Raw genomic sequence first — 12,469 nt, forward strand, 5'->3', positions numbered from 1 at the left:
CCGATGCCGGTCTCCTTGTCCTTGTCGATTTACGCTATGCTGAAGCCTGCCCGTTGCACGACAAGGAACCTTCATGAAAATTTCCCGCCTCGGCGAAGCGCCGGACTACCGCTTCTCGCTGGCTAATGAACGCACGTTTTTAGCGTGGATCCGCACCGCGCTGGGATTCCTTGCCGCCGGGGTGGGGCTCGACCAGCTCGCGCCTGATTTCGCCACCCCGCTGATTCGCGAGGTGCTGGCGCTGCTGCTGTGCCTGTTCGCGGGCGTGCTGGCAATTTACGGCTACCTGCGCTGGCTGCGCAATGAAAAAGCGATGCGTTTGAAGCAGGATCTGCCCTATACGCGTGGGTTATTCATCATCAGCGCGATTTTGCTGGCGGTGGCGGGTGTGGTGATGGTGCTGGTGTTCTATGGCGGATAGCCGCAAAGCGCGACGCGAAGCGGACCCCGGCCTGCAGCCGGAGCGAACATCACTCGCTTGGCTGCGCACGCTGCTGGGGTATGGTGCGCTGATTGCCCTGGCGATTAAGCACAACTGGCACCGCACCGGGGTGCCGTTCTGGATCTCGCTTGTTGTGCTGGCGCTGGTGGCGATCGTTTTATGGCGCTATACCCGCAGTCGTAATCTGATGGACGTGGCAAAAGAGGATGTTGTGCAGCCGAAGGCGGTGCGGGATAAGTTCCTGATCGCCCTGGCCGTGCTGTCTCTCTCACTGCTGTTTGCGATGACCCACATTCAGCAAATTGTGAGCTTTTAAAGCCCGGTGGCGGCTACGCCTTACCGGGCCTACAACTGCCGCGAACCGTAGGCCGGGTAAGGCGCAGCCGCCACCCGGCATAATTACTTCCCTTTCGCCAGATACTTCGCCATCTCGTCTTCCGGCACCATGCCGCCGCCGGTCGCCCACACCAGGTGGGTAACGCTGGCATCTGAAGGCACGCGCAGCGGTCCGGCCATGCCCGCCAGCGCGGACGGTTCCAGCCGAATGCCTTCCTCCTGCGCCAGCCAGCCGAGCATGTCGTACATGCTCTGATCGGAAAGCGTATAGAACCCGTCAAGCAGGCGCTCCATGGCGCGGCCCACGAAGCCGGACGCGCGTCCTACCGCCAGCCCGTCCGCTGCCGTTACGTTATCAATGCCCAGGTCCTGTACGGCAATCTCGTCGTGCAGGCCGGTGTAGACGCCCAGCAGCATGCACGGGGAGTGCGTGGGCTCCGCGAAGAAGCAGTGGACGTTGTCACCAAAGGCCAGCTTCAGGCCAAACGCCACGCCGCCAGGGCCGCCGCCGACGCCGCACGGCAGATAGACGTACAGCGGATGATCGGCATCCACCACGCGGCCCTGTGCGGCAAACTGCGCCTTTAGCCGCTCGCCTGCCACCGCGTAGCCCAGGAACAGGGTGCGGGAGTTTTCATCGTCAATGAAGAAACAGTTCGGATCGCTTTCTGCCGCTTTGCGTCCCTGCTCCACCGCCACGCCGTAATCCTGCTCATATTCCACGACGATGACGCCGTGGCTGCGCAGTTTGGCTTTCTTCCACTCGCGGGCGTCGGCGGACATATGCACCGTCACCTTAAAGCCGATGCGGGCGCTCATGATACCGATGGACATCCCCAGGTTGCCGGTTGAGCCTACCGCAATGCTGTACTGGCTGAAGAAGTCCTTAAAGCGCGGCTCCAGCAGGACGCTGTAGTCATCCTCAACGCTCAGCAACCCGGCGTCCAGAGCCAGTTTTTCCGCGTGGGTCAGCACCTCATAGATACCGCCGCGCGCTTTAATCGAGCCGGAAATCGGCAGATGGCTGTCTTTTTTCAGCAGCAGCGTGCCGGGAATAGACTTAGCAGATTCTTTCTCCAGCCGCGCCTGCATTGCCGGGATCGCGACCAGTTCGGATTCAATAATCCCACCCGTTGCAGCCGTCTCCGGGAAGGCTTTCGCCAGATACGGCGCGAAGCGGTTGAGTCGCGCATGGGCGTCGTCCACGTCGGCTTTGGTCAGCCCGACATAGGGCAGCCCTTCCGCCAGCGTGGTGGTGCGCGGGTTAAGCCAGGTGGTTTCTTTCAGGGCAATCAGATCCTCAACCAGAGGAAACTGTGCGGTTAAAGTAGTGATAGTTGCGTTTTCCATAATACGTCTCTTCGCGCTCAGATAATGAAAGAAAGCAGGAATGTGCCGCCAAGTGCAAGCACCGAGGCGATAAACGTCGCCGTCGTATAGTATTTGAAGGTCTCATTCAGGGTCGCGCCGCAGTACTGCTTCACCAGCCAGAAGAGGGAATCGGTGACGATCGTGCAGCCAATTGCGCCGGAACCGATGGCAATGGTAATGATCTCCGGACTGACGTTCGGGTAGAGCGGCAGCATCGGCGCGACGATGGCCGTGGCGCCCATCATCGCGACCGTCGCGGAGCCAACGGCGGCATGCAGCACCAGCGCCACCAGCCAGGCGAGCAGAATAGGGTGCATGTGCAGGTTCGAGAGAATATGCGCCAGCGAGTCCGCCAGTCCGCTGGTTTTCAGGATGGCGTTGAATGCGCCGCCCGCGCCGATAATCAGCAAAATGTTGGCGATAGAGCCAAAGCCGTGCTCCGTATGGGTCAGCATCACGCCCATGCCCATGTGCTGGCGGATCCCCAGCAGGTAGTAGGCGACAAACACGGCGATAAACATCGCGGTGATGGGGTTGCCGATAAACTCCAGCAGCGTATACAGCGTGCCCTCTTTTGCCATATTCAGTTCGGCGATGGTCTTCACCAGCATCAGGGCAATCGGCAGCAGCACCGTAAACAGCGTGGCGCCCAGCGACGGCAGGGTGTGCTCTTCCCGCACCTTCACGTCTGAAAATTCCGCCGGAACCGGTTTAAACGGCAGACGATTGCCGAGCAGTTTCAGGAACAGCGGGCCGCCGACCAGAGAGGCCATCAGGCCCACCAGCAGGCCGTAGACGATTACCGTCCCGACGTCCGCCCCTAATTTATTGGTCACAAACAGCGCGGCCGGATGCGGCGGCACCACGCAGTGCACCGCCATCAGCGCGGTACAGAGCGGAATGGCCAGCTTAAGCAGCGACGTGTGGGTCTTTTTGGCGATGGAAAACGCCAGTGGGATCAGCAGGACCACGCCCACTTCCACGAACAGCGTAATGCCGCAGATCAGGCCCACCAGCACCATAATCACGTCTGCTGACAGCCAGCGACAGCGCTGCAGGGCGATCCCGATGCGCTCTGCCGCGCCGGAAACCTCCATCATCTTGCCGAGAATGGTGCCCAGACCAATCACGGCCGCCAGGAAGCCCAGCGTGCCGCCAATCCCGCTCTCGATGGCGTTTACCATATCCAGCGGGCTCATTCCCATCATTGCGCCGACGAAAAAGCTCGCCAGCAGCAGCGCGAGGAACGGGTGAAACTTAAGTTTTACGATGGTTAAAACAATCAACACAATGCTGACCAGCAGCGTTGCCACAACCCAGACCTGAGATCCCATATCTCACCTCACCCTTATGTCATCTGGGGGTATTGGACGAAAAAGCAGCGTGGGCTGACAAACGATATAAATTGGCGTTCAGGTGAGCCAGATTGAATCAACTGAGTGACTGCGCTCTAAAAAACGCACTTAACTCGCATTAGGTTCACATAAATTCACCCTTAAACGGTATGCTGAGTGCAGAAACCACGCGTGAGAATTGTGATGACCGATGCAAATGAAGCCAGAAACCGGCTGCTCAACGGCTGGCAACTGTCGAAAATGTACACCTTTGAAGTGGCGGCCCGGCATGAATCCTTCGCGCTGGCGGCGGAGGAACTGTCGCTTAGCCCCAGCGCGGTGAGCCACCGCATTAATCTGCTGGAAGAGGAGCTGGGTATTCAGCTGTTTGTCCGTTCGCACCGTAAAGTCGAGCTGACGCAGGAGGGAAAGCGCGTTTACTGGACGCTAAAATCGTCCCTCGACACCCTGAATCAGGAGATCCTGGATATCAAAAACCAGGCGCTGTCCGGCACGCTGACGGTCTACTCCCGGCCGTCGATCGCTCAGTGCTGGCTGGTACCCATGCTGGGTGACTTTACCCGCCGCTATCCGTCAATATCGCTCACCGTCCTGACCGGCAATGATTACGTCAATATGCAGCGAACGGGTGTCGATCTGGCGCTCTACTTCGACGATACGCCGCCAAACCATCTGTCTCACCACTTCCTGATGGACGAAGAGATTTTGCCCGTCTGCTCGCCGCACTATGCCCGCGAGCATGAGCTGTTGAAAAACCCCGACAACCTCAGCCACTGCACGCTGCTGCATGACCGTCAGGCCTGGAGTAATGATTCCGGTACGGATGAGTGGCTGAGCTGGGCGCAGCACTTTGCGGTGAATATGCCGCCATCATCGGGCATTGGTTTCGATCGTTCCGATTTGGCGATCATTGCGGCCATTAATCACGTCGGCGTCGCGATGGGCAGAAAGCGGCTGGTGCAAAAACGGCTTGAACGGGGCGAACTGATCGCTCCGTTTGGTGACAAGACCCTGAAATGTCATCAGCACTACTATATTTCGACGCTTTCTGGCCGTCAGTGGCCGAAAATTGACGCCTTTATCGGCTGGCTGAGAGAACTGGCAGGTTGAAGAATTATTACGCTTTCGCGCTACACCAAATGTGAAAAAGCGTGCTAAATACAGGTAATGCTTTCGATTTATCCAGGGTAAACCGTGTTAAAGCCTTTTATTGCCTGTGCATTACTGATCTCTTCCGGCTGGGCCATTGCCGCTGAGCCGCCGCTGACGGCCGCCCTTTATGCGCAGCAGCTGGGCGTCGGGATGGATGTGGACTGGGCGCGCACCGAGCGCGGCATACGTGAATTCGACCCGCTGGTGGTACGCGATTTTCGGGCTAAAGGCATTACCCACGTGCGCATCCGTGTCGCCGATGAGCCGACGGAAGCGCGGCTGATCCACCTGCGCAAGCTGGTGGAAGCCTGCGAGCAGTATGGCGTGATCCCGATAGTCGCGTATCAGGCTGATGAATATAAAAACGACCCGAAAGCCGATAACGAGAAAGAGACGGTCAACTGGTGGATTGCCGTGGCGCACTATTTCGGTCAGAGCTACCCGCTGCTGGGTTTTGACCTCATTTATGAGCCGGCCGACAAGCTCAACCACAATCTGGCGTCGTTAAACCGCGTTTATGAAAAGACCATCAAAGCGATCCACGACATCGACCCGCAGCGCATGATCTTCATTGCGCCACGCCTGCGTGCCGCGCCGGAGGAGTTATCCAGCCTGAAGCTGCCCGCGCACAGCCAAAACTATCTGCTGGCGGAGTGGCATATTTTCCCGTGGGGGCCGCTGAAAAATGGCGGCAAATACCCGTGGACGTCCGGCACGGCGGCGGAGAAAGCGGCTATCCGTAACCGCATCAATGCCGCGCTGCATTGGCAGCAAAAAACCGGGCACGTTAGCTGGGTCGGGGGCTGGGGCGTGGGAGAATCAAGCCGCTTTACGCCAACCGCCTCGCAAATAGCGTTCGCTACCTTTATGGCCTGCGAGCTGCAAAAGGCGAAAATCCCGTATGCGCTTAACGCGGATTTCCAGTTTTACGACGGGGAAGAGGGCGCCTGGCGGCCTGCGCCAGAGCCGTTATTGCAGGCGATGATCGCCCCTGTCTGTGAAAAGCCCGGCGAGAAGCCGGGCCATCATGCGGTTAAACCGGCTGCTCGTGATGCGGGACACGCGACGCCAGCGGCAGCCAGCACAGTAAAATCAGCAGCCCCATCAGCGTCATCAACAGGCCCAAACTAGCCTGCCCGGTCTGCGGCATCATCGCTGAAAGCCAGGCCAGCGCGCCGGAACCGATGTTCTGCAAACCGCCCACCAGCGCGCCCGCCGTACCTGCGAGGAACGGGAACGGCTCCATCGCGCCGCTGGTGGCGAGCGGGAACAGCATCCCCGCGCCAAAGAAGAACAGCGCCGCCGGGATGAGCAGCGTCCAGACGGTCATCACGCCAAACAGCCCTGGGATCCACATCATCAGACCCGCCAGCAGACAGCTGATCACCGACTGCCACATCAGGGTGGAGAAGCGTTTGTTTGGTCGCCCGGCAAACCACGCACCGAAGAACGCCGCCGGGATCGGCAGAATAAACAGAATGCTCACCACCATACTGCTCAGGCCAAGCCCCGCGCCCAGCAGCACGCCGGAGCAGGCTTCAAACACCGCGATACCCGCCAGGCCGCCAATCAGCATCAGCAGGTAGCAGGTGAACGCGCCGTTGCCGAACAGCGTTTTATAGCTGGCGATAAGCTTCGTGCGCGGCGCGTCCTGCGGGCGCGTTTCCGGCATCCAGCGCGCCATGCTGAAGGTGACAATCATGCAGAGCACCAGCAGGAAGGCGTAACAGGCGCGCCAGGACCACATCGTGTCCAGCAGGCCGCCGATCAGCGGGGCCAGCAGCGGGCTGACCAGAATGCCCATATTCAACAGGCTGTTGGCATGGCGCAGCTGGGTACCCTGATACATATCGCGCGGTAAGGTTCGCGCCATCACCCCGCCGACGCCGGTCCCGACGCCCTGCAGGGCGCTGGCGGCAATCAATACGGTCAGGTTATGGGTGGTCATCGCAATGACGGTCGCCACCATGAAAATGCTCATGCCCACCAGGATCACCGGGCGACGCCCGACGCGGTCGGAGAGCGGGCCGTAGAAGAGCTGCGAAACGCCATAGGTCAGCAGGTAAGCTGCCATTACGCTCTGTACTGCGCCCTCGCGGACGTTTAATTCCTTTGCCATGTCGGCAATCGCCGGAATGTAGATGGTTTGCGCCATCTGACCGACGGCCACCAGTAACACCAGCATCAACAATAAGTTAACGTTCCGTTGCTTTTTCATGTCGCTGAATACTTTTGCCAAAAGAGAAAAATGAAGAATAAGTGACTGCGCATTCCCATAAATGCGCGAGGAATCTACCACAGAGAGATGACAATTTAAGCATTGTTGTGGTGAATGAAAAAACCGGTAAAGGCAGGATTTGTAAACAAGAACGGCAACTAATGTTGCCAGTGCTTTACGCCAGACGCAGCAGAATGGCGCCGCCAGCAATGCCCAGCGCCGCCGCGATGCGCAGGCCCGCAACCTTTTCTTTTAAAAGCAAAAATGCGATCAGCGCGCCAAAGAGTATGGAAGTTTCCCGCAGCGCCGCGACCACCGCCAGCGGTGCCTGCGTCATTGCCCACAGCGCCAGACCGTAAGAGCCCATGGTGCCAACGCCGCCGAGCAGCCCCTTTTTCCAGTGCAGACGCAGGTAGCCGGATGCCTCGCGTCGACGCGCGACCATCGCCCAGCCGAGCAGGCAGAAGCCGTTCATAAAGAAGGTCCACAGCGTATAGCCCAGCGCGGTGTCTGACAGCCGCACGCCGGTGCCGTCCACCAGGGTATACCCGGCGATAAAACAGGCATTCAGCAGCGCCAGCCAGATCCCCTTGCGCGACTGCATGCGCCCGTTCATCGCCATCGCCAGAATCGACAGGCAAATTACCCCGATGCCGGACCAGGCGAGCCAGGAGAGACGATCGCCAAGCGCCAGCACGCTGATCAGCGCCACCAGCAGCGGTGCGGTGCCGCGCATCAGCGGATAGGTCTGGCTCATATCGGAGACCTGATAGGTCTTTGCCACCAGCACGGTGTACACCACCTGTAAGGCGCAGGAGACTAACAAAAACGGCCAGCTTGCGGCAGAGGGCTGTGGAGAGAAGGGGAGCAGCACCAGGGCAATCAGCGTGGCGGAGCCGCTGACGCTAATCGCGGAATAGAGCTTGTCCGTTCCGGCTTTGACAATGGCATTCCAGCTGGCATGCAGCAGGGCGGCGAACAGCAAAATGCAGAATACGGTGATGGTCATGGCGTATCGGGTGATGAATTGTCACTCAACTGTAACATTCACGCCCTGAAGCTGCCAGCCGGTTACACCGCACAAAAAAGGCGGTGCGTCACCCGCGGTTCGTCCGAGACCAGCGTAAATCCTGCCCGGCGATAAAACCCGTAGGCAGCGTCCGGCGCATGGGTATTGAGGAAATCAAACCAGATGCTGGCATCGGCCATCACGACGGTTAAAAGCTGCTTGCCAATCCCCAGCCCGCGGCACTTCTCGCTGACGTAGAGATGGCGAATACGTCCAGCGCGCGGCTGCTGGCTGAACGGATCGCGATTCAGACCGCACACGCCCACCAGCTTGCCGTTAAGAAACGCACCTAACAGCTTTTCGCCCGGCGCGTTAAAGCGGTTCTCACCCCGCTGCCAGCTCTCTTCAAGCCTGCGCAGCATGTTAAAATTCAGTGCAATACTTTCCGCCTTCAGGGCGATATACCCCGGCTCATCAGGCGTAACAGGCTCAATTAACAGACGCGACATAGCATTCCCTCGTTATTAAAGAGGGGCGGTTGCCCGCCCCTCTCAGGTGCGACTTGAACCTGAATTACCGAAGGAATTTCAGGACAGCATCAAGCAGTTGCAGTACTGCAACAATGAGTTTGAGGATAAGTATCACCATATCCACTACGCTCATACGCGTCTCCTTTTGGTTAAAAGGAGCACGATGCTGGCGTACCTTTCCGCCGCCTGTTGCCAGCACCTGGATTGACGTAACACAGTGTGCTCACTTCAGGGGTTAAGGCACTGACGGCACCACCCGTTTCAGCCAGGACTTCGTTGCGCCGGTAGAACTGCGGCCCCCTCGCTCACTGCGAACACCCTCAGTATAGATAAATACTGTATGTATGAACAGTATTTTTTGGACAAAAATCGAAAGGCGATCCATACTCAAAAACGTCAAAATCCGTGCCGGAATTGCGCGTTCGTCTTCGATCGCGTATACTTTTTTGCGTTGACGTAACACAGTGTGTTCTGCGGCGACCAACCGCAAAACCCTGATAAAAACCTCGCTTAGGCGGGGTTTTTTGTTTTCTGTCAGTCTGAATAATTCATATTTTCAACGTAAGACCGTATTGCGGCTCTCTTTTGTTCAAAGGCCATTTCCTCCGCTTTTTGACACTCTGCCAGGGCTGCGGCAGGGTAGTGAACGCAGGGTATTTGCCGGGTTTTATCCTGCAGTACCCCCAGCGGATATCCCGTGCTGGCATCAAGGACAGAAATGCGTTGTTCGACGGCGGCAGATGGCCCCTGCCCGATATTTTGCAATTCAATAAGAAACTGGACCTCGTGCGTTGAGATGGGGTAACCCAGTCCTGCAACATAGCCCAGCATGGAGAGTGGCTTAACCTGTTTACTCGTCGCTTCGCCGAAATAGATCATACGGTAGATAAAATAACTGCCCCAGGGTTCGCGCGAGCCCAACGCGCTGTGCATAAACCAGGCGCGGGAATCATGGATTTGGTCATCAAAAAGCGCTCTTGTTAGTCCTGAGGGTTCATTGGCATTGCTCTGCTCCCCTTGTGGTGGAAACAGTGTTTCCAGGTGTTGTTTCCCCGCCTCTTTGATCTTTTTAAACTCAACGGGAATGTCATCCTGGTTAAAGGCAAAAACAAAACCTTTGAAGTAATCGAGTACGGCGTAGGTTGTGCTTTTTGCCTGAGTACGAGAAACGCCCTGATAGTCCTCTTTGAACTCGAATGCGGCCTGTAAAAGCTGTGTTTGCCCGAGCAAAGCATCAAAGTCTTTTGGGCCTGTCTTAAGCATCACAAACTGACCCTGCGGGTGGCTACCGAGCTGTTTAATTCGCTCTCTTTCTGCATCTTTTTGTAATTTTTCGCGTTCTCTTTCCCGTTCCGCCCTTTTGCCAGGATCGTTATCCTGATTTTGATTATTGGCTGCGGCGTCGTGATAAAAGCGCTGGCTCCGGAATGTTTCCTGGGCGTAGCGATTGATGCGCCAGGCGGTTATCCAGCCGATTTGGTTTTCAAGCGCTTCGATGATATTGACTCGAGCGCGAACGGGGGAGTAGTGGGTTGCCTGTTCGTCGGGAATGCCAGTTTCGGAAAGAGGTAAATCAAGAGTGAGCTGGCGCCAGGCGTTGAAGCGTTGGACTATTGAGGTTTCAACATAAAATTCATCTCTTAAACTGGTAGGCATGATGCGCCATACATCTTTTTTCATCTCATCTGGGAGGGATTCTTCAAGTATTTTTAATGGTGCGCCTGCATTAAAAGCCGCTGAAAACATCTCATTTAATGGTATTTGCGACAGTAAAAAACGATCATCATTACCGGTCGCTTTACCCTGATCCCCTGGTGGATACCCGCCCCCAATATCAGAATGCATCCCAGGATAAACCACCTCTACGGCATATTCAGGATACCGCCCGTCAGCACGACAGATTGAATCGAGTGGGAAGCACAACCGCTGATCGTGAGCCGAAACCAGATGCACGCAGCGCTTAATCAGCGCATTGTCCGGCAATTCCATCGTTCCGTCGGCCCAGCCCATATGACCTTCCGCAACCGGGGCAATATGGGCAATCCCTACGGAAGCGACCGTATCCAGCAGGCCCAGAAATTCAATGCTAATCGGAATTTCACCCTGCTTTGTCGCCAGGCAAAAAGGTTGTAAGGCCCCTTCCCGGGAAGGAGAAAGGAGGGCGTTAAGCCAGTTAACAAAGGCCCGGCCGGAGGCCGCTCCGCGAGAGAAACCGTAAACATAGAGTTTGATTCCCAGCAGCTTAGAGGTGCCCGGCGTTGGCTGCGTTAGCGCGATTTCCAGCGTTTTCCCCAACCCGTTCAGCAGCCGGAAAAGCTCTGTGTGGCGCAGGTATTCTCCATGAGAGTTGGATTGAGAATAGCTGGAGTTCATCGCCTGAATGGAGTGCCAGTTTTCATCATCGCTTAGTTTCCCAAGCCCAAGCGTACGTCGCAGAGCGTCTACCAGCCGAAGCAGACCCCAGATGATGCGCTCCTCGCCGTAAGCTGCGTATTTCAGGCCTGCATCACTGAAGTCGAGATCCAGCACCTCCGGAAAAGGCGTCCCGACGCCGGGAATATAGTATTTGTAATACTGGTTGTGCGCGACGCCGTCCTGATCGACCAGCTCTGCGTTATGCGCGCCGGTGCCCCCTGCATAGCCTTGTCCTATGGTGGCACGGAACAGGCGAGCGATATTGGTCGGATGAGGCGGGGTCGACTCATAGAGGTCATGATTCAGGTTGTTGCCCGTACCGTCAAAGAAAAGGCTGATATGCAGCGTTTTACAGCAGGGAGGTAAGACGCGTCGGTTTGCAGCCGTGCAAAGCTGGTTATGATATGTCGTTTCCAGACTGTCTTGTTTCCTGCAGTTTTGCACAAAGTGTGATTTTTCGGTTGGGAGTCTTCCTTCACCAGGAAAAATCGGTGGAAACCAGACTTTATCAGGGGTTATTTTGGGCATGCTATTGGCTTCTCCATATGCACGGGGTCTTTGACGGGGTAATCCGGGCTGCCGTAGTCGGCGCAGCTGGTGGTGACCTTCACCTGGTCACAGGGCAGGAAGTGAACGGTAATGCCGCAGGTTTTCTGGCCGGTGTAATCGGGGACCGGAACGGTTTGAGTATGTTTTTTATTCAACCTTTTGATTATTGCTCGCCATTCACGGCGTTTATCTGCGTACTCCTGCCATGCTTTGTAATAGGTCTGTTCATCCATTCCTTTAGTATTTGGCCGCTCAGGAGGAGGAATTTGAGGCACATCGCTGGCAAACGCGACGCCCGTTTCCCAGTCAACCTGCACCGTCATTCCGGGCGTCCACGGCCCGCTCACGCCAAAGCAGCATCCCCCACCGCCACCCGAATACGGGCCGATAATATCGAGGCCGGACTGCCCGTTCACGCTGAAGCGGTTGATGGCCCAGCTGGTATGGTTAATGGCTTCAATCGTTCCGCCCACGCCGGGCGGGGCTGGTTCCGTTTTTACGGGCTGGTCACATCCGGCCAGCAGCAGGGCTGCGGCCAGCAAAATGCGGGTACGCCATACTGCACTCACTGGGGACATACTTTCGGCTTCTCCATATGCACGGGGTCTTTGACGGGATAATCCCTGCTGCCGTAATCGGCGCAGCTGGTAGTGACCTTCACCTGGTCACAGGGCAGGAAGTGAACGGTAATGCCGCAGGTTTTCTGGCCGGTGTAATCGGGTATTTGCACCGATTGAGAATGCTGCTGCTTGAAAGACTCTATTTTCTTATACCATTTCTGTTTTTCATCGAAATATGCTTGGGCTACCCTGTATCCTTCTGCATCGCTCAAGCCTGCAAGATCTGGTCTTACAGGCTCAGGGATCTCCGGTACATCGCTGGCAAACGCGACGCCCGTTTCCCAGTCAACCTGCACCGTCATTCCGGGCGCCCACGGCCCGCTCACGCCAAAGCAGCAGCCCCCACCGCCACCCGAATACGGGCCGATAATATCGATGCCGGACTGCCCGTTAACGCTGAAGCGGTTGATGGCCCAGCTGGTGTGGTTAATGGCTTCAATGGTTCCGCCCCCGCCAGGCGGGGCTGGTTCCG

13 protein-coding genes are annotated in these 12,469 nt (G+C 57.0%); 4 read left to right on the forward strand and 9 right to left on the reverse strand.

All coding sequences use genetic code 11. The features are described 5' to 3' along the window. Positions 1-73: 73 nt before the first annotated feature. Both BMW97_RS19035 and BMW97_RS19040 read left to right on the forward strand, forming a co-directional pair. Positions 74-421, forward strand: coding sequence for a YidH family protein (locus BMW97_RS19035; RefSeq protein WP_023618305.1), 348 nt, complete (start codon positions 74-76; stop codon positions 419-421). Further along, positions 411-758: a DUF202 domain-containing protein gene (locus BMW97_RS19040; protein WP_045909368.1), complete on the forward strand. Its 348-nt coding sequence runs from the start codon at positions 411-413 to the stop codon at positions 756-758. Before BMW97_RS19035 ends, BMW97_RS19040 begins: the two co-directional genes overlap by 11 nt. Before the next feature lie 83 nt (positions 759-841). Here the strand turns inward: BMW97_RS19040 and dsdA are convergent, their stop codons facing one another. Together dsdA and dsdX are read right to left on the reverse strand one after the other, a co-directional pair. After that, positions 842-2,128, reverse strand: coding sequence for a D-serine ammonia-lyase (gene dsdA / locus BMW97_RS19045; RefSeq protein ID WP_045909369.1), 1,287 nt, complete (start codon positions 2,126-2,128; stop codon positions 842-844). A gap of 17 nt (positions 2,129-2,145) precedes the next feature. Beyond that, positions 2,146-3,483, reverse strand: coding sequence for a D-serine transporter DsdX (gene dsdX / locus BMW97_RS19050; protein WP_045909370.1), 1,338 nt, complete (start codon positions 3,481-3,483; stop codon positions 2,146-2,148). Positions 3,484-3,687: 204 nt separating this feature from the next. Between dsdX and dsdC the strand changes: the two genes are divergently transcribed. Together dsdC and BMW97_RS19060 are read left to right on the forward strand one after the other, a co-directional pair. Beyond that, positions 3,688-4,614 carry a DNA-binding transcriptional regulator DsdC gene (gene dsdC / locus BMW97_RS19055; protein WP_045909371.1) on the forward strand — a complete coding sequence of 309 codons (927 nt, stop codon included), beginning with the start codon at positions 3,688-3,690 and terminating at the stop codon, positions 4,612-4,614. An 84-nt stretch (positions 4,615-4,698) separates the two neighbouring features. Further along, a complete protein-coding gene (locus BMW97_RS19060) occupies positions 4,699-5,787 on the forward strand; it encodes a cellulase family glycosylhydrolase (protein WP_045909372.1) in 1,089 nt (362 codons plus the stop codon). Here the strand turns inward: BMW97_RS19060 and emrD are convergent. The 7 genes from emrD to BMW97_RS19100 all read right to left on the reverse strand — a co-directional run. After that, positions 5,690-6,874 carry a multidrug efflux MFS transporter EmrD gene (emrD, locus tag BMW97_RS19065; RefSeq protein ID WP_032676063.1) on the reverse strand — a complete coding sequence of 395 codons (1,185 nt, stop codon included), beginning with the start codon at positions 6,872-6,874 and terminating at the stop codon, positions 5,690-5,692. The two genes, BMW97_RS19060 and emrD, sit on opposite strands and share 98 nt — an antisense overlap. Positions 6,875-7,049: 175 nt before the next feature. Next, positions 7,050-7,883, reverse strand: a complete 834-nt coding sequence (locus BMW97_RS19070; RefSeq protein WP_045909373.1) for an EamA family transporter — start codon at positions 7,881-7,883, stop codon at positions 7,050-7,052. A gap of 62 nt (positions 7,884-7,945) precedes the next feature. Next, positions 7,946-8,392: a GNAT family N-acetyltransferase gene (locus BMW97_RS19075; RefSeq protein ID WP_025910712.1), complete on the reverse strand. Its 447-nt coding sequence runs from the start codon at positions 8,390-8,392 to the stop codon at positions 7,946-7,948. A 64-nt stretch (positions 8,393-8,456) separates the two neighbouring features. Continuing rightward, the gene (gene tisB / locus BMW97_RS19080) at positions 8,457-8,546 is read right to left on the reverse strand and encodes a type I toxin-antitoxin system toxin TisB (RefSeq protein ID WP_023309830.1); all 90 of its coding nucleotides are present in this window, start codon (positions 8,544-8,546) and stop codon (positions 8,457-8,459) included. Positions 8,547-8,947: 401 nt separating this feature from the next. Then, positions 8,948-11,356: a T6SS phospholipase effector Tle1-like catalytic domain-containing protein gene (locus tag BMW97_RS19090; RefSeq protein ID WP_045909374.1), complete on the reverse strand. Its 2,409-nt coding sequence runs from the start codon at positions 11,354-11,356 to the stop codon at positions 8,948-8,950. Beyond that, on the reverse strand, positions 11,344-11,955 hold the full coding sequence (locus BMW97_RS19095; RefSeq protein ID WP_045909375.1) for a Tli1a family immunity protein: 612 nt from the start codon (positions 11,953-11,955) through the stop codon (positions 11,344-11,346). The genes BMW97_RS19090 and BMW97_RS19095 overlap by 13 nt, the downstream gene beginning before the upstream one ends. Then, positions 11,943-12,469 (reverse strand): Tli1a family immunity protein (locus BMW97_RS19100; RefSeq protein WP_090393080.1); only part of this gene is annotated, 527 nt, incomplete at its 5' end. The genes BMW97_RS19100 and BMW97_RS19095, both read right to left, overlap by 13 nt.

This window comes from Enterobacter sp. NFIX58 (assembly GCF_900110475.1).
Lineage (GTDB): Bacteria > Pseudomonadota > Gammaproteobacteria > Enterobacterales > Enterobacteriaceae > Enterobacter > Enterobacter quasiroggenkampii.

What these genes read in the sequence shown, in the direction of transcription:
- BMW97_RS19035 (WP_023618305.1), top strand. Translation starts at nt 74, where the DNA reads ATGAAAATTTCCCGCCTCGGCGAAGCGCCGGACTACCGCTTCTCGCTG.
- BMW97_RS19040 (WP_045909368.1), top strand. Translation starts at nt 411, where the DNA reads ATGGCGGATAGCCGCAAAGCGCGACGCGAAGCGGACCCCGGCCTGCAG.
- dsdA (WP_045909369.1), bottom strand. Translation starts at nt 2,128, where the DNA reads ATGGAAAACGCAACTATCACTACTTTAACCGCACAGTTTCCTCTGGTT.
- dsdX (WP_045909370.1), bottom strand. Translation starts at nt 3,483, where the DNA reads ATGGGATCTCAGGTCTGGGTTGTGGCAACGCTGCTGGTCAGCATTGTG.
- dsdC (WP_045909371.1), top strand. Translation starts at nt 3,688, where the DNA reads ATGACCGATGCAAATGAAGCCAGAAACCGGCTGCTCAACGGCTGGCAA.
- emrD (WP_032676063.1), bottom strand. Translation starts at nt 6,874, where the DNA reads ATGAAAAAGCAACGGAACGTTAACTTATTGTTGATGCTGGTGTTACTG.
- BMW97_RS19070 (WP_045909373.1), bottom strand. Translation starts at nt 7,883, where the DNA reads ATGACCATCACCGTATTCTGCATTTTGCTGTTCGCCGCCCTGCTGCAT.
- BMW97_RS19075 (WP_025910712.1), bottom strand. Translation starts at nt 8,392, where the DNA reads ATGTCGCGTCTGTTAATTGAGCCTGTTACGCCTGATGAGCCGGGGTAT.
- tisB (WP_023309830.1), bottom strand. Translation starts at nt 8,546, where the DNA reads ATGAGCGTAGTGGATATGGTGATACTTATCCTCAAACTCATTGTTGCA.
- BMW97_RS19090 (WP_045909374.1), bottom strand. Translation starts at nt 11,356, where the DNA reads ATGCCCAAAATAACCCCTGATAAAGTCTGGTTTCCACCGATTTTTCCT.
- BMW97_RS19095 (WP_045909375.1), bottom strand. Translation starts at nt 11,955, where the DNA reads ATGTCCCCAGTGAGTGCAGTATGGCGTACCCGCATTTTGCTGGCCGCA.